14 protein-coding genes are annotated in these 15,506 nt (G+C 74.1%); 9 read left to right on the top strand and 5 right to left on the bottom strand.

What is annotated here, in order from left to right:
- Positions 1 to 183 precede the first annotated feature (183 nt).
- A complete protein-coding gene (locus tag F7Q99_RS24475) occupies positions 184 to 1,455 on the bottom strand; it encodes a glycosyltransferase family 4 protein (RefSeq protein ID WP_195911158.1) in 1,272 nt (423 codons plus the stop codon).
- Between the two features lie 571 nt (positions 1,456 to 2,026).
- Here F7Q99_RS24475 and mscL point away from each other — a divergent pair.
- The 5 genes from mscL to F7Q99_RS24450 all read left to right on the top strand — a co-directional run bounded on the left by mscL (position 2,027) and on the right by F7Q99_RS24450 (position 7,838).
- Complete coding sequence (mscL, locus tag F7Q99_RS41435) at positions 2,027 to 2,476, top strand: large conductance mechanosensitive channel protein MscL (RefSeq protein ID WP_326847066.1); 450 nt, start codon at positions 2,027 to 2,029, stop codon at positions 2,474 to 2,476.
- Positions 2,477 to 2,903: 427 nt separating this feature from the next.
- Positions 2,904 to 3,704, top strand: a complete 801-nt coding sequence (locus F7Q99_RS43715; RefSeq protein WP_407697829.1) for a DUF6643 family protein — start codon at positions 2,904 to 2,906, stop codon at positions 3,702 to 3,704.
- Between the two features lie 233 nt (positions 3,705 to 3,937).
- Positions 3,938 to 4,816 carry an MOSC domain-containing protein gene (locus tag F7Q99_RS24460; RefSeq protein ID WP_153464798.1) on the top strand — a complete coding sequence of 293 codons (879 nt, stop codon included), beginning with the start codon at positions 3,938 to 3,940 and terminating at the stop codon, positions 4,814 to 4,816.
- A 239-nt stretch (positions 4,817 to 5,055) separates the two neighbouring features.
- Positions 5,056 to 7,476, top strand: coding sequence for a right-handed parallel beta-helix repeat-containing protein (locus F7Q99_RS24455; protein ID WP_153464796.1), 2,421 nt, complete (start codon positions 5,056 to 5,058; stop codon positions 7,474 to 7,476).
- A 59-nt stretch (positions 7,477 to 7,535) separates the two neighbouring features.
- Entirely contained in the window at positions 7,536 to 7,838 is a 303-nt protein-coding gene (locus tag F7Q99_RS24450) for a DUF6191 domain-containing protein (protein ID WP_153464794.1), read from the top strand.
- A 24-nt stretch (positions 7,839 to 7,862) separates the two neighbouring features.
- On the opposite strand, the gene F7Q99_RS24445 is transcribed toward F7Q99_RS24450, so the two are convergent.
- Positions 7,863 to 9,014, bottom strand: a complete 1,152-nt coding sequence (locus F7Q99_RS24445) for a PLP-dependent cysteine synthase family protein (RefSeq protein ID WP_153464792.1) — start codon at positions 9,012 to 9,014, stop codon at positions 7,863 to 7,865.
- Positions 9,015 to 9,147: 133 nt separating this feature from the next.
- Entirely contained in the window at positions 9,148 to 10,425 is a 1,278-nt protein-coding gene (locus F7Q99_RS24440) for an ROK family protein (protein ID WP_407697828.1), read from the bottom strand.
- Between the two features lie 17 nt (positions 10,426 to 10,442).
- Here F7Q99_RS24440 and F7Q99_RS24435 point away from each other — a divergent pair, with 17 nt between their 5' ends.
- Positions 10,443 to 11,678: an MFS transporter gene (locus F7Q99_RS24435; RefSeq protein ID WP_407697827.1), complete on the top strand. Its 1,236-nt coding sequence runs from the start codon at positions 10,443 to 10,445 to the stop codon at positions 11,676 to 11,678.
- A gap of 192 nt (positions 11,679 to 11,870) precedes the next feature.
- The gene (locus F7Q99_RS24430) at positions 11,871 to 12,539 is read left to right on the top strand and encodes a HutD/Ves family protein (protein WP_153464789.1); all 669 of its coding nucleotides are present in this window, start codon (positions 11,871 to 11,873) and stop codon (positions 12,537 to 12,539) included.
- A 75-nt stretch (positions 12,540 to 12,614) separates the two neighbouring features.
- Here the strand turns inward: F7Q99_RS24430 and F7Q99_RS24425 are convergent, their stop codons facing one another.
- Positions 12,615 to 13,370, bottom strand: a complete 756-nt coding sequence (locus tag F7Q99_RS24425) for an acyltransferase (RefSeq protein WP_153464787.1) — start codon at positions 13,368 to 13,370, stop codon at positions 12,615 to 12,617.
- Between the two features lie 50 nt (positions 13,371 to 13,420).
- Between F7Q99_RS24425 and F7Q99_RS24420 the strand changes: the two genes are divergently transcribed.
- Entirely contained in the window at positions 13,421 to 13,657 is a 237-nt protein-coding gene (locus F7Q99_RS24420) for a hypothetical protein (protein ID WP_326847256.1), read from the top strand.
- A 66-nt stretch (positions 13,658 to 13,723) separates the two neighbouring features.
- On the opposite strand, the gene F7Q99_RS24415 is transcribed toward F7Q99_RS24420, so the two are convergent.
- The gene (locus tag F7Q99_RS24415; RefSeq protein ID WP_153464783.1) at positions 13,724 to 14,497 is read right to left on the bottom strand and encodes an enoyl-CoA hydratase family protein; all 774 of its coding nucleotides are present in this window, start codon (positions 14,495 to 14,497) and stop codon (positions 13,724 to 13,726) included.
- Between the two features lie 179 nt (positions 14,498 to 14,676).
- Here F7Q99_RS24415 and F7Q99_RS24410 point away from each other — a divergent pair, with 179 nt between their 5' ends.
- The gene (locus tag F7Q99_RS24410; protein ID WP_153464782.1) at positions 14,677 to 15,471 is read left to right on the top strand and encodes an ATP-grasp domain-containing protein; all 795 of its coding nucleotides are present in this window, start codon (positions 14,677 to 14,679) and stop codon (positions 15,469 to 15,471) included.
- Positions 15,472 to 15,506: the final 35 nt, after the last annotated feature.

The raw sequence follows: 15,506 nt of genomic DNA, 5'->3' as shown, positions 1-15,506 counted from the left end.
GGGCCTCCCAGGCGGTACGGACTTCACGGACTTCGCAGACTTCACCGGCTTCGCACGGTTCACACCGGGCAGTGTGGCGGCGACGGTTCATTACCGGCGAGTCGCTGCGGGGCGGGTGGGCCCTGATTCGCCCGTTCGGCGCAGCCCACGCCCGCCGGGGCCACGGGCATGCCCGAGTGCGCGTCAGGCGCGCCGCGCCGCCCGGCTCTCGGCCCACACGTCGACGACCAGCTGCTGCCAGGCGTCCACGACCGCGCCGAGTTCGAAGTGCGCCAGCGCGTGCGCCCGGGCGGCCGCGCCCAGACCCGCGCGGTCGCAGGCCAGCACCTTGGCCAGCGCCTCGGCGAGGGCCAGCGGATCCCCGGGGGCGACCAGCGCGCCGGTGGCGCCGTCCCGGACCACCTCGCGCACCCAGCCGACGTCGGTGGCCACCGCGGGCACGCCGGCCAGGGCCGCCTCGATCAGCGCTCCGGGCACGCCCTCGCTGTCACTGGTGAGCAGCACCGCGTCGGCGGCCCGGTAGAGCGGGACCGGGTCGGGCAGGGCGCCGAGGAAGTGCGCCCGGGCGGCGGCCGGGTGGCGGGCCAGCGCCTCCCGCAGCGGGCCGTCGCCGGCGATGGCCAGGCGGACGTCGGGGAGCCGGTCGAGGACGTCGAGGGCGAGGTCGAGCCGCTTCTCGGGGGCGATCGCCCCGATCCAGGCGACCAGCAGGACGTCCGCGGGCAGGCCGAGCGCCTGCCGGGCGGCGCGGCGCTCGTCGTGACCCTCGGCGGGCGGATAGCTCTCGGCGGCACGGGAGTTGGGGATGACCCGCACCTTGCCGTCAGGTAGCCGGAAGTGCTCCTCCAGGACGGCGCGAGCCTCGTCGGTGAGGGTGGTGACGGCGGCGGCCCGGTGCAGGAGGGCACCGCCGCGGACCCGCCGCAGCGCCGTCCCCGTCCAGTAGCAGGGGTGGCCGACGGACACGTAGACGAACGGGGTGCGGGTGCCGGCCAGGGCGAGGGCGCAGGCGGCGAGGGTGTCCGAGCCGTGGGCGAGGACGACGTCTGCGGCACGGGCGGCGGCGCGCAGGGCCAGCAGGGTGGCCGGGTGCAGGCGGCGGGGGCCGAGCACGGTGGCGCTGCGAAGGCCGGGTCCGTCCGGCGCTTCGAGCGTGTCGGAGCCCGAGGGGCGCGGAGAAGGAACGGAGGGCTCCGGACGAGATCGGGCCTCGGGCGGCATCGCGCGCTCGTCGACGTACGGGCCGGGGCACGGAGAGGACCTGCTCCCGAAGCCGGAGGCGGGGTTCGGCGCGAGGGCCATCAGGGCGGAGGACTGGCCCCGGCGGCGCAGCTCGTGGTGGAGGTCCCGGGCGAAGTTCTGGGCACCGCTGCGGCGGGAATCGCTGATCAGATGCAGGATGCGGGGACGGGTTCCGGCCGGATCGGCCGACGTGTCGCACGTATCGTCGGGCATGGCACCGACCTTGGCACAGCGGCCCGGGCGGGACAGCCCCTTCGTGCCACCTGGTGGTGGTCCGTGCGCCCGCGCGAAAACCCCCTGCGTGCGCCCGCCGACCGCGGTCGTGCGCCGGTTGCGACCGCCGTGCGCCCCGGTTCGCCCCGTCGGCCCGCTCCGGGTGCCCTCTGCGGTGTTCCTCACGGACGTCATGGCTGGCGGCGGCGATCGCCGACACGCTGGCGGACCGGGGCGCCGGCGGAGGCGGCGCGGGCGCGCCCAACTCACCTCGTTCACGATGCATCAAGTGTCTGCTCAGCTGGTCGAGTTCTATGAGCGTTCGCCGCCGGCGCCCGGCGCGAGGCGCTGGGCACCAGCGGCCGGGCACACGGCAGCAGCCCGGGCCGGGGATCGGCCGGTACGCGGAGCGTCTGCGCCGCGCCTGCACTCCGCCCGGACGGGCCGCGTCCGGTTACGCGGTTCGGGTGAACGCGGTTGGACCTCGGCCCGGCCCTGTCGGCAGGATGTCCGGCCGGGGCGCCACCGGGCGGCCCATCTCCCCCTGTCCCCTACGGATTTGGAGCACCCGGTGTTCAAGGGATTCCGCAGCTTCCTGCTGCGCGGAAACGTGGTGGACCTCGCGGTCGGCATCGTGATCGGGGCGGCCTTCACCGCCGTCGTCACCGGGTTCGTCACGGCCTTCCTCACCCCGCTCATCGGGGTCGCGACCGGCGTCGTCGGCGACTTCACCCAGCGGACCTTCGACGTCGCCGGCACCGAATTCCCTTACGGCGTCTTCGTCAACGCGCTGCTCGGCTTCGTGCTGATCACCGCGGTGATCTACTTCGCCGTGGTGGTGCCGGTCGGCAGGCTCCAGGAGCGCTTCGAGTCGGCCAAGCCGGCGCCGGCGGCCACGGTGGACTGCCCGGAGTGCCTGAGTTCGATCCCGGCCGCGGCGACCCGGTGCTCCTTCTGCACATCGGAGGTCGGCGGCCGTCCGAGCGTGCCGGCGCAGACCCAGGCGAAGCAGTCGCGCTGAGCTGCCATTGCTCCGCCGGCGCCGGTGTACCGGTGGGCTTTCGCGGACCCGGTGCCCGTGTGCCGCTTACCGGCGCCGACCAGGGGGACCCGGCGGGAGCTGACGGGGACTTTATCCCCGAAACATTCACGAGCCCTCGCCCTACCGTCGCCGGGGGCTCGAATGCGCCCGCGCACGCCCCGTCCGTAAAAGTTTCTCCATCGGACCCCCAACACGTCACCGCCCTGCCACCCCAAGGGCTCGCCGGCCTGCCGTCCGAGTCGTGTTCGATCACTGACGGCGCGTCGAGACTGTCCGGAACTGAGCGCCGATTTGTCCGTTATTCCTACTTTCGAAACATTTGTTCGAGCGAAGACTGTGTAAACACTCGAACTGCTCCCCCTCCCGCTCTCCTCAGCAGGCGCATTGTGGGCTTACCGTATGCCCCATGACCTCGCCCCGCTCCTACGACGGAGTCGGCTACCCCTCTCCGTCCTTCTCCTCCGGCACGCCGATTTACGACAGCCTTGTCGCTGAACGCGGTGTCCCGCAGATCGCGCCCATCAACGTGCCGGCCGCGCTGCCGCCGGCGCTGTCGTCCGGTTACGGATCCGGCCTCGCCCCGTCCTACGAGAACCGGTACGGCACCGCCTACGAGAGCGCCGCCAGCAACCTCCCCGCGCTGCCGCCGGCCCGCCTCGCCCTGGGCCCCGGCCCGAGCAGCAGCCCCTCGGCCGGCGCCCCCACGGCATACATCCCGGCCCAGCCCGCGCCGGCGTACGCCTCCGCGCCGCAGCCGCCCGTCCCCGGCTACGGCGGCCAGCAGCCGTACCAGCGGCCCCAGCCGCCGGCGCCCGCCTTCGCCCAGACGGCCAGCGGCGGCTACCAGCCGACCGGCGGCCAGAGCTTCGGCGGCCAGAACACCTTCGTCGGCGGCCACGGCGGCCCGCAGACCTTCGGTGCGCAACCGATCGGCGGCCCCGGCGCGTTCGGCCCCGGCCAGCCCGGCGGGCAGCAGCACGGCGGTCCGCAGGGTTTCGGCGGCCCGCAGTCCTTCGGCGGCCCGAACCCGGGCGGCCCCGGCTTCCAGAGCCAGGGCGGCGACCAGTCCTTCGGCAGCGGCCAGCTGCGTCCGGCCATGTCGCCGGTCGCGCCGGTCCGCCCGATGCAGCCGCAGCGCCCCGGCGCCTACGGCGAGCCTGGCCACTTCCAGCCCGGCGGCTACCAGCCGCAGGGTCAGGGCTACTGAGCCGCTGACACCCCAGGGCCGACCCCACACGGCCCGCACCCGCACCACCTGAGCACCACCCGGCGACCCCTGAACGCCGGGCGAACGGAGAAACGGGTCATCCACGGACCGCCCGGAACGCCCCCCACATGGCGTCCCGGGCGGTCCGTGCGCATATGCGGGGTTCCACACCGCGCACGTGAGGCATACCGGGGGCCTGCGTCCGGCCGGAACGTGCCTGGCAGGATGGGGGAATGCTGCTCACCGGACTCCACGTCTACCCCGTCAAGTCGATGTACCGCCTGAGCCCCGACAGCGCCCCGGTCGAACCCTGGGGCCTCGCCGGAGACCGCCGCTGGATGCTCGCCGACCCGACCGGCCGCTTCGTCAGCCAGCGCGAGAACGCCGCCCTCGGCCAGATCCGCACCGGCATCGGCCCCGACGGCACCCTCACCCTCACCGCCCCCGACGGCTCCAGGATCGAGGTCCCGGCCCCCGCCGTCGCCGCCGGCGACCCGCTCGCCGAGGTCGAGGTCTGGGGCACCCGCTTCCGTGCCGCCGAGGCGCCCAAGGAGGCGCACGCGTGGATCGCCGAACGCCTCGGAGAGTACCGCCTGGTGCACCTGGACGACCCGCGCGCCCGGCCCGTCGACCCGGACTTCGCCACGCCCGGCGACACCGTCTCGATGGCTGACGGGTTCCCACTGCTGCTCACCACGACCGCCTCGCTGGAGCGGCTCAACGAGCTGATCGCCGCCGAACACCCGGAAGGCCACGAGGCGTTGCCGATGGAACGCTTCCGCCCCAACGTCGTGGTCGGCGGCGCCGAGCCGTGGGCCGAGGACGGCTGGCGCCGGATCCGGATCGGCGAACTGACCTTCAAGGTGGTCAAGCCCTGCGGCCGTTGCGTCATCACCACGACCGACCAGGAGAGCGGCGAGCGGCGCGGCCCCGAACCGCTGCGCACCCTGGCCCGGCACCACCGGCTGCTGAAGAAGGCCGCGTTCGGGCAGAACCTGATCCCCGAGCGCCCGGCCGGCGTCAACGGCGACGTGCTCGGCACGCTGCGACTCGACGACGACGTCGAGGTGCTGGAGGACGGGGCGCAGTGGCCGGCCGACGCTCAAATGTGATCGACGAACGCGCGGGGGCGGAGGAACCCGGGCTGTGCGCAGTCGTTGAAGCATGGTGAAGCAACTTGAAACATGTGGTCGGAACATGTGGTGAAGACGGGAGCCCCGGTGCCCGCGCGGTCGCGGGCACCGGCCGGACCACCGGCGCGGGCGCGCTACGGTGGGCGGACGGCCCGCGCACGCCCGCGCACACGGCCCGTTGATCGCCGGCTCGACGAAGGTGGGGACGACAGACCGTCATGGCTGAGCACAGGGTCCGGGTCACTCAGGACAGCGCATCCCGCTGGCGGCGCCGCGCGGGCGAGTACGACACGCTCGCGGAAGCCCTCGCCGCCGCAGAACCGGGCGACACCGTGACCGTCCGGCCCGGCACCTTCCGGGAGAACGTCCTGCTGGACAAGGCGGTGACGATCGTCCCGGCGCAGGGCCCGGGCACCGTCCGGATCGACCCGCCCTCCGGTGTGCCGCTGACCGTCACCGCCGCCGCGACCGTCCGCGACCTCGTCGTCGAGGGCGGCGACAGCTCCGCCCCCGCCGTCCTGGTCACCGGGCCGCAGGCGGCGCCCGCGTTCAGCGGCTGCCGGGTGGAGAGCCGCTCCGCCACCGGCATCGAGATCACCGGTGGCGCCCGGCCCACCCTGCACGGCTGCGTCGTCACCAACCCCGGCGGGCTCGGCCTGCGGCTGCGCGGCGAGGGCACCGCCGCCGCGTTCGAGGACTGCGAGGTCGCCACCGCCGCCCAGGCCGGGCTCGCCGTGCTCGCCGGCGCGACCGCCGCCCTCGAACGCTGCCGGATCCACCACACCGCAGGCGCCGGCGTGCTGCTCGCCGACCCGGGAAGCGCCGCCGAGCTGACCGGCTGCGAGATCTACGAGATTCGCGGCAGCGGAGTCCAGGCCGAGGCGCAGGCCGGCGGACGCCTCGTCGACTGCGAGATCCACCGCGTCACCGGCAACGGCCTGACCCTCGACGGCGAGGCCGAACTCGTGCTCACCGGCTGCCGGGTGCACGACCTGCCGGAGAACGGCGCCGACCTGCGCGGACGCTCCCGGCTCAGCCTCGCCCACACCACCGTCCGGGACTTCGGACGCGGCGCGCTCTCGGTCTGGGACCAGGGCACCGAGGCGGTCGCCGAGTCCTGCCAGATCCACGGCTCCACCGGCGAGTACCCGGCGCTGTGGGTCAGCGACGGCGCCCGCCTCACCCTCACCGACTGCGCGCTGCACGACCTGCCGGACGCACTGTTCGTCCTCGACCGGGACTCCGCCGCCACCGCCGACCGCTGCTCGTTCAGCCGGATCCGCAGCTCGGCCGTCTCGGTCAGCGGCGGCGCCCACGTGACGCTGACCGCCTGCCGGGTGCAGGAGGCCGGCACCGGGCTCTGGTTCCGCGACCACGGCAGCGGCGGGCTGCTCAGCGACTGCGAGATCTCCGACGTGGCCACCGGCGTCATCGTCACCAAGGGCGCCGACCCGGTGCTGCGCGACTGCACCGTCCGGGCCAGCACCGACGCCGGGGTGTACGTCTCGGCGCAGGGCCGGGGCACCTTCGAGGACTGCCGCGTCTCGCACGGCAAGGGCTTCGGCTTCCACATCATCGACGGCTGCCGCACCCAGCTCACCCACTGCCGGGCCGAGCAGAACGAGCGGGCGGGCTTCGAGTTCTCCGAACCCGGACCGGTGGCGGAGGGCTGCACCTCGGACGACGTCGCGCCCTCGCCTGGCGTGGCGGACGTACCCAGCCCGCGCTCCGCCCAACTGACCGCTGCCGCAGCTTCGTTGACTTCGGCGACTGCGTCTGCGGCGCCTTCGACCACCCCCGTGATCGCCCCGATCCCCGACTGCCGGCCGGCCGACGAGGCGCTGGCCGAACTCGACTCGCTGGTCGGACTCGCCACCGTGAAGCAGGAGGTGCGCACGCTCATCGACCTGATCTCGGTCGGCAAGCGCCGCCGCCAGGCCGGGCTCAAGGCGCCCTCGCTGCGCCGGCACCTGGTGTTCACCGGCGCCCCCGGCACCGGCAAGACCACGGTGGCCCGGCTCTACGGCGAGATCCTCGCCTCGCTCGGGGTGCTCCAGCGCGGGCACCTCGTCGAGGTCGCCCGGGTGGATCTCGTCGGCGAACACATCGGCTCCACCGCGATCCGCACCGCCGCGGCCTTCGACCGCGCGCGCGGCGGCGTGCTCTTCATCGACGAGGCGTACGCGCTCGCCCCCGAGGACGGCGCCCGCGACTTCGGACGCGAGGCGATCGACACCCTGGTCAAGCTCATGGAGGACCACCGGGACGAGGTGGTCGTCATCGTGGCCGGCTACACCTCCGAGATGGAGCGCTTCCTCTCCGCCAACCCCGGTGTATCGTCCCGCTTTTCACGCACTATCACCTTCCCGGATTACACGGCGGACGAGCTGCTGGAGATCGCGCGGGCGCAGTGCGCCGAGCACGAGTACGCGCTCGCCGAGGCCACCGAGGGTGCGCTGCTGCACCACTTCACGGCGCTGGATCGCGGGCCCAACTTCGGCAACGGGCGCACCGCGCGGCAGGTCTTCGAGACGATGGTCGAGCGGCACGCGATGCGCGTGGCGCACCTCGCCGACCCGTCCACGGAGGAGCTCCAGCTCCTCGTCCCGGCCGACCTGCCGACCGCGCGCCTGCCCTGACCCCGAGCGGACCTCGGCGGAACTCGGCGGTGCCGGGCGCTCGTTGGTGTTCCGTGAGCATGCTTCTGACAGGCGCGGCGGGCGGACTGCTGTTGCCGGCGGCGCTGGTGGTGGTGTTCTTCCTCGGCGCCGCGGTGCGGCGACTGAGGGCCCGCCCCGCGGCCGGCCCCGCGCGGGGCACGGGCGCGACGGCCACCGAGGAGCTGCACGCGCTGCTCTACCCGAGCAAGCGCGTGCAGCTGGAGCAGCGCCGGGTCGAGCTGGTGCTGCGGGACGACGAGCGTGACGGCGCACCGAGGCACACCGGGATCGACCTCGCGGGCGGGCGCGCGGTGATCCGACGGAGTTCGGTGAAGAACTGACGTACCGTCAACTTGTCTGCAGCGTCAGCTCATCCAGGGTCCGCCGGCCAGGAAGGATTCCAGCGCGGCCTGGTAGGGAGCGATGTCGATCCGCTCGCCCGCCAGCCAGTCGTCCGAATAGTACTTGTCCAGGTAGCGGTCGCCCGGGTCGCAGATCAGGCCGACGACGCTGCCGCGGCGGCCCGCCGCCCGCATCTCGGCGACGATCCGCAGCGCGCTCCACAGCCCCGTCCCGGTCGACGCGCCCGCCTTCTTGCCCAGCACCTCCTCCAGCACCCGCACGGCGGCGATCGAGGCGGCGTCCGGGACCTTCATCATCCGGTCGATCGCGCCGGGCACGAAGCTCGGCTCCATCCGGGGCCGTCCGATGCCCTCGATCCGCGAGCCGCTCGCGCAGACCGCGTTCGGATCGTGGTGCACCCAGCCGTCGAAGAAGCAGGAGTTCTCCGGGTCCGCGACGCAGATCCGGGTGTCGTACTGCATGTAGTGCACGTACCGGGCGATGGTCGCCGAGGTGCCGCCCGTCCCGGCGGTGGCGACGATCCAGGCCGGCTCGGGGTGCGGCTCCAGCCGCAGCTGGGCGAAGACCGACTCGGCGATGTTGTTGTTGCCCCGCCAGTCGGTGGCCCGCTCGGCGTAGGTGAACTGGTCCATGTAGTGGCCGCCGGTCTCCTCGGCGAGCCGGGCGGAGGCCTCGTACACCTCGTCCGACCGCTCCACCAGGTGGCACTCGCCGCCGTGGAATTCGATCAGGTCGATCTTGGCCTGGCTGGTGCTCTTGGCCATCACCGCGATGAACGGGACCCCGATGAGCTGCGCGAAGTACGCCTCGGAGACGGCGGTGGAGCCGCTGGAGGCCTCGATCACCGGCTTGCCGGGGCGGATCCAGCCGTTGCAGAGCCCGTAGAGGAAGAGCGAACGGGCGAGGCGGTGCTTGAGCGAGCCGGTCGGATGGGTCGACTCGTCCTTGAGGTACAGGTCGATCCCCCACTCGGCCGGCAGCGGGAAGCGCAGGAGGTGGGTGTCGGCGGAGCGGTTGGCGTCGGCCTGGACCTTGCGCACCGCCTCCTTGAGCCAGGCCCGGTAGACCGGGTCGGAGCGGTCGACGTCGCCGGTCGGCTCGATCCCGGATCTGCTGCCCGGCGCGCTCTGCGCGGTGCCCAGCTCGGTGCCCATGGTCGTTCTCCTCGTCGTCAACCCCCCGGTGCTCACTACGAGTGTATGACAGTCACAATAAGTGACAATTTTCGAAGACCCAGCTTCCGCTTATCCCTGCCCGCCCATCCCTGCCCGAACGCCGCCCTCGCCCTCACCCCACCAGGACCGACTGCGGGTCCGCCAGGTACGGCCGCCACGCCAGCTCCGCCGCACCCGCGAGCGCGCTGTGCGCCAGCTCCGCGCCGACGATCGGCACCCGGCCGCTTCGCCCCCACAGGCAGCGCTCGGCGACGACGGCGCGCAGACGCTCGGGGGCGGCCTCCAACAGGTCGAGGTGGAGGCCGCTGAGGACCACGCGGTCGGGGTTGAGGATGTTCGCGACGCCGGCCAGCCCGAGCCCGAGCCGGTCGATGACGTGCTCGACGGCGGACCGGGCCCGCTCGTCGGTGGCCGCGGACCGGCACAGTTCGCGCGCCTGGTCGAGCAGCGGGCGCCCCGGCTCAGGGGTGAGCCCGGCGGCGGCGAACAGCGCGTCGGGGTCGGTCTCGGAGTTGAGGCAGCCCCGGTTGCCGCACTGGCAGGGCCGGCCGTGCGGGTCGACGGTGAGGTGCCCGACCTCCAGGGCGAGCCCGGCGCTGCCGGTATGAAGCCGGCCGTCGATCACCAGCGCGCCGCCGACGCCGCGGTGGCCGGAGGTGACCAGCAGCAGGTGGCGGGCACCGCGCCCGGCGCCGTGGCGGTACTCGGCGAGCGCACCGAGGTTGGCGTCGTTGGCGACGGCGGTGGGCAGCGGCCGGAGCGCGTGCGGGCCGTGATCGGCGCGGCCGACCTCGACGTCGTACAGGTCGGCGACCGGGGTGCCGCTGGGCCAGGCGAAGTGCAGCGCGGCGAGCGCGGCGCCGTCCGGCTCGGTGACCGGATTGGGCAGCGCGAGCGCGGCGCCGAGGCAGCGCCGGCTGGTCGAGCGGGCGAGCTCGGCGCCCGCCTCGGCGACGGCGCGCAGCATCCGGACCGGGTCGGTGGCGGCGGGAAGCGGCAGCTGGACCGGGGGGTCGAGGAGTCCGCCGAGACCGGCCAACGTGACGCTGAGCCCGTCGGCATGGATCTGCCCGGCGACCACGACCGGGCCCTCGGGGTCGATCGCCAGCCCGTGCGAGGGGCGGCCCCGGCCGCCGGCGGCGGGGCGGGAGTCGACGGTGATCAGGCCCAGCGCCTCCAGCTCGGCCGTGACGGCGCCGGCAGTGGCCCGGGTGACGTCCAGTGCCCGGGTGAGCGCGGAGCGGGTGGGCGTCTGGCCGGTGTGGATGAGCGAGAGCGCGGGGCCGAGCAGCGTCCGGCCGCGGTCGGGGGCGGGGCGGCGAAGGACGTCGCGCCGCGCGTCGGGGGCGGCCTCGGGGCCCGTTTTCGGACTTGATGGTGAGAGCTGCACAGCCCTATTGTGACTTTGTGCCGCTTCGAAACAAAATCCGCGCCCATGCCCCGAACACCCGGACCTCCCCGCAGTGTCGCAGCACGCCCTCCGTGACGGACAGCCCCTGGGGCGCCGCACGCCTCGCGCTCACCGTGTTCTTCACCCTCGACGGCTTCCTCTTCGCCACCTGGGTGGTCCGCATCCCGGACGTCCGCAACCAGGTCAGCGCCTCGCACAGCGCCCTCGGACTCGCCCTGCTCTGCCTGTCCATCGGCGCCGTCCTCACCATGCCGGTGGTCGGCCGCCTCTGCCTGCGGTACGGCTCCCGCCCGGTGACGGTCGGCTCGCTCGCGCTGCTCAGCCTCGCCGTCCCGCTGCCCGCGCACACCCACTCGGTCGCCGCGCTCGGCGGCGTGCTGCTGCTCTTCGGTGCCGGGTACGGAGGCGCCAACGTCGCCATGAACAGCGCCGCCGTCGACCTGGTGGCACAGCTGCGACGGCCCGTCATGCCCAGCTTCCACGCCGGGTACAGCCTCGGCGGCCTGCTCGGCGCGAGCGTCGGCGGGTTGCTCGCCGGCACCCTGAGCGCCTCGTGGGCGCTCGCGCTCGGCGGCCTGCTCGGTCTCGCGGTCACCTCGGCGGCGGGCGCCGTCCTACTGCGCAGCCCGGACGCGCCCCAAGTCGCCCCGGATCGCTCCGACGCGGCCGGGCAGGGCGCCGGCCGCGCGCTCCCGCGCGCCCGACTGGTCGTGGTCATGCTCGGCCTCACCGCCCTGTGCACCGCGTACGGCGAGGGCGCGATAGCCGACTGGACCACGGTGCACCTCAGGGACGACGTCCACGCGAGCACCGGGACGGCCGCCGTCGGCTACGCCGCGTACGCCTTCGCGATGAGCACCGGGCGGGTCGGCGGCACCTGGCTGTCCATCAGGCTCGGCCAGGCCCGGCTGATGCTCCTCGGCGGGCTCGCCGCGGCGGCGGGCATGGTGCTCGCCGCACTCGCCCCCACGGTGCCGCTCGCCCTCGGCGGCTTCGTCCTGGTCGGCCTGGGACTGGCCAACCTGTTCCCGCTCGCCATCGCGCAGGCGGGCGCGGCCGGCGGCCCGCAGGGCGTCGCGCTCGCCTCGACGCTCGGGTACGGCGGGATGCTGATCGGCCCGGTGGTGATCGGCTTCCTCGCCGACGCGGCCGGGCTCCCGCTCGCGCTCACCACGGTCGCGGTGGCGGCCACGGCGGCGGCGTTCCTGCCTCTCTCGGTCCGCCGGCGCTGACGGCCGGGCCCGCTCGGGGGAGTGCGGGCTCGACGGCGAACAGGGAACGACGAACAGATGACAGCGAACAGATGACAGACGTTGAAATCTGTCATCTGTTCGCTGTTCGCTGTTACTCGTTCGCCGCGGCCCACCTCACCCCTCGCCGTCCGCCACTGACGCATCCGGGCCCGTAGTGGCAGGATGCGGGCCATGACGACCAGCAGGCGGATCCAGATTCTGCGGGCGAGCGAGCGCCCGGCCACGGCATGGCTGAACGGAGGCGGGGTGACCCGGGAGGTCGCCGGTTTCCCGGCCGGGGCCGGACTGGACGCCTTCGACTGGCGGGTCAGCCTCGCGGACGTCGCGGCCGCCGGACCGTTCTCCGAGTTCCCCGGCATCGATCGGGTGATCACCCTGGTCGAGGGCCCCGGCATGGTGCTCACCGTGGACGGCACCGAGCACCACGTGGACGCGCCCTACCGGCCGTTCGCCTTCTCCGGCGAGGCCGCCACCGACTGCCGCCTGCTCGCCGGCCCGGTGGTCGACTTCAACGTGATGACCCGCCGTGGCAAGGTCACCGCGCACCTCGACCTCGTCACCGCGCCCGTCTCCGCGGACGTTCCGCCGGGCGGCGCCGTCCTCGTGGTGTGCCTCGCCGGCTCGACCACCATCGAGGCCACCGTAGAGGGCACGGTCGAGGCCGCAGCCGCGACCGCTCTCGAAGCTTCCGCCGAGATCTCTGCCGACTCCACCGAGCCGGCCCACCGCGACACCGTCCAACTCGCCCGCTACGACGCCGCGCTGCTCGACCACCCCGGCGCGCACCGGCTTCGCGTCGACGGCGTCACGGCCGTCGTCACCTTCCGCCCCGCCCGCTGACGAGCCCTGGGGCCCGTCGTCGAATCTCCCGCCCGCGCACCGTCCGGGCAGACGACGGGAGTTCGAGGACAGGCCCTACTCCGTCTCCCCCGGCAGTCGCAGGTCCCACCCCACCAGCGCGCGCAGTTGCTCCGCCGTCACGCCCTCCGGCACCGGCTGCGGCGCGTCGTGGCGCAGCGGCGGCTGCCAGCCGTCCTCCGCGGTCCAGCGGCGGACCACCTTGGCGGGCGCGCCGGCGACGACGCTGTGGTCCGGGATCTCGCCGCGCACCACCGCACCCGCCGCCACCACGACGTTGCGGCCGATCCGGGCGCCCGGAAGGATCACCGCGCCGGTGCCGATCCAGCTGCCGGCACCGATCTCCACCGGCTCGTTGCGCGGCCACTGCTTGCCGATCGGCAGGTCGGTGGCGCGGTACTCGTGGGCCTGGTCGGAGATGTAGACGCCGGGCCCGGTCCACACGTCGTCACCGAGGACGATCGACTGGTGGCCGACGATGTGGCTGTCCCGGCCTATCACGCAGCCGCCCCCGATCCGCACGATCGGTTCGGGCCCGAGGTCGAGGCCGGGCAGGAAGCCCGCGCTGATGGTGACCCGTTCGCCGATGATCGAGAACGGGCCGATGGTGATCCACTGCTCGTTGAACACCGCCCCGAGCGGGAACGCGAGCGTCGTCCCGTCCCCCAACTCGCCGAACCGGTACGGGCCGGGGCTCTGGTTGCTGACCGCGCCGGTCCGCTGCACCCAGCGCCAGCCCCGGTGGACGAGCCGTCCGGCGGCACGCCGGCCGCCGGCCCGGAGGGCGGAGAGGAGGGAACGGGTTTTCGGCATGCGCTCACGTTACCGGTCCGTAGGGTCGGCCTCGCGGCCGGGCGGCCAACATCACATCCGCCGTCACCGAGGTCCGGAATCCGTCACCGAGGTCCGAAATCCGCTGCCCCCGGACGACACCCGTGGAACACTCCCGTCCCGACCTCACCCTCGCAGGCTCGGCCCGTGACCTCTACCTGCTGCTGTGGAACCGCCTCCCGGCCGAACACACCGGGCGCATCGAGCACACCGGCGACGAGACGCTGCTCGGCCTCTGGCGGGAGACGGCCACCATCCGCTGGAGCTAGGGAGCCCGAAGCCAGAAGCACAAGAGAGGGCCGCCAGAGCCACGGAGCCTGCGGCCGTCAGGCGGTTCAGCGCACCCAGCGCGCGGGCCGCTTCTCCAGGAACGCCCGCATGCCCTCCTGCGCCTCCGCCGAGCCGAACAGCCGCGCCGACAGCTCGACCAGCTCGTCCGCGTCGCGCTCGAAGGACCGCACCACGTCCGCGTTCGCCAGCCGCTTCGACTCCGCGAGCCCCTGCGGCGAGCCCTGGCGCAGCGCGTCCAGCAGGCCCTTGAGCGCGACGCCGGTGTCCTCGGTGGACTCGGTGGCGCGGGTGATCAGCCCGATCCGGGCGGCCTCGGCGGCGTCGAAGACCTCGCCGGTGAGGTAGTAGCGGGAGGCGGCGCGCGGGTCCAGCTTGGGGCGCAGCGGCAGCGAGATGACGGCGGGCGCGAGGCCGAGCCGGACCTCGGTGAACGCGAAGGTGGCGGCTGGTCCGGCGAGGGCGAGGTCCGCCGCGCCGACCAGCCCGAGGCCGCCGGCCCGCACGTGCCCGTCGATCACGGCGATCACCGGCTTCGCGCAGTCCACGATGGCCCGCTGGAGCTCGACCAGGCCGCGCGGGCCGACCGTCGGGTCCGCGCCGGTCGCCTCGGAGAGGTCCGCGCCCGCGCAGAACACCTTGCCGGTGTGCCCGAGCACCACCGCGCGGACCTCCGGGTCGGCGGCGGCGAGTGCCAGTCCGGCGTGCAGCTCGGCCATCAGTCGGGTGGAGAGCGCGTTGCGGTTGTGCGGCGAGTCGAGGGTGAGGGTGGTGACGGCGTCGGCGGTGGTGACGTGGACGAGGGGCGCTTCGCTGGTCATCGGCAAGGGGCCTGCTTTCCGGCTGAGGGTGGGTCGGACCGCTGGCGCCGTCCGGGGGTGCCCGGACGGCGCCCGGACGACTCTGGCACGCCCACCCGCCCCTCGGCCAGAGCCACCCGCTACACGCGCCGTCGAAAACCGGTGGTGAGCGCCACCGCACTCGCGGCACCATCGCCGTCATGACCACCGACGCCGTCCTGCTGCTCGCGCCCCGCATCAACGACACCGGCCTCCAGCTGCGCACCGCGGCCGGCCGCCGAGGGCTGCGGGCGCACACCGCGACGACCTGGCGGGTGCCGGAGGAACTGCTCGGGTCGGGTCAGCAGGTGCACGTGTACGGCGGGCCGCTGTTCGGCGACGCCGTCGGGCGGGAGCTCGGGCTCGCCCTGCTGGAGCCGCCGGCGGACTGGCTGGCCGGCCTGCCCCGGGAGCTGACCGGGCGGCGGGTCTCCTGCACCACCCTGGCCGAGGCCCGCACGCTGCGCGGCCCCGCGTTCGTCAAGCCGCCGGTGGACAAGGAGTTCGCCGCCCGGGTCTACCCCGACGGCGCCGCACTGCCCGGGCCCGAGCTGCTGGACGGCGACACCGGCGTGCTGGTCAGCGACGTGGTGCGGTTCCGCCGGGAGTACCGGCTGTTCGTGATGGACGGCGAGGTGCGGGCCGCCTCGCGGTACGCCGTGGACGGCGAGTTGAGCGTCGCGCCGCTCGGGGCGGACGGTGCCGAGGTGCTCGCCTTCACCGGTGACGTGCTCGCCGCCTCGGGCCCCGCTCTGCCGAGCGCCGTCGTGGTGGACGTCGGTACGACGGACGACGGCTGGGCGGTCGTCGAGGCCAACGCGGCCTGGGCCAGCGGCGGTTACGCCGCCGACCCGGACGGCGTCCTGGACGTCGTACTGCGCTCCGCCGGGCCGCTCGCCCAACTCCCGCCCGCCGACCTCCCGTTCCTGCGCGAACTGCCCGAAGTGGTGCACTGACCTCGACGGCCCGCGCGGAGGAAACCGGGTGCCGC

This window comes from Streptomyces kaniharaensis, assembly GCF_009569385.1.
Classification (GTDB): Bacteria; Actinomycetota; Actinomycetes; order Streptomycetales; family Streptomycetaceae; genus Kitasatospora; species Kitasatospora kaniharaensis.
Note: the sequence above shows the minus strand (reverse complement) of the source record. Positions and strands in the feature narration are given on the sequence as shown.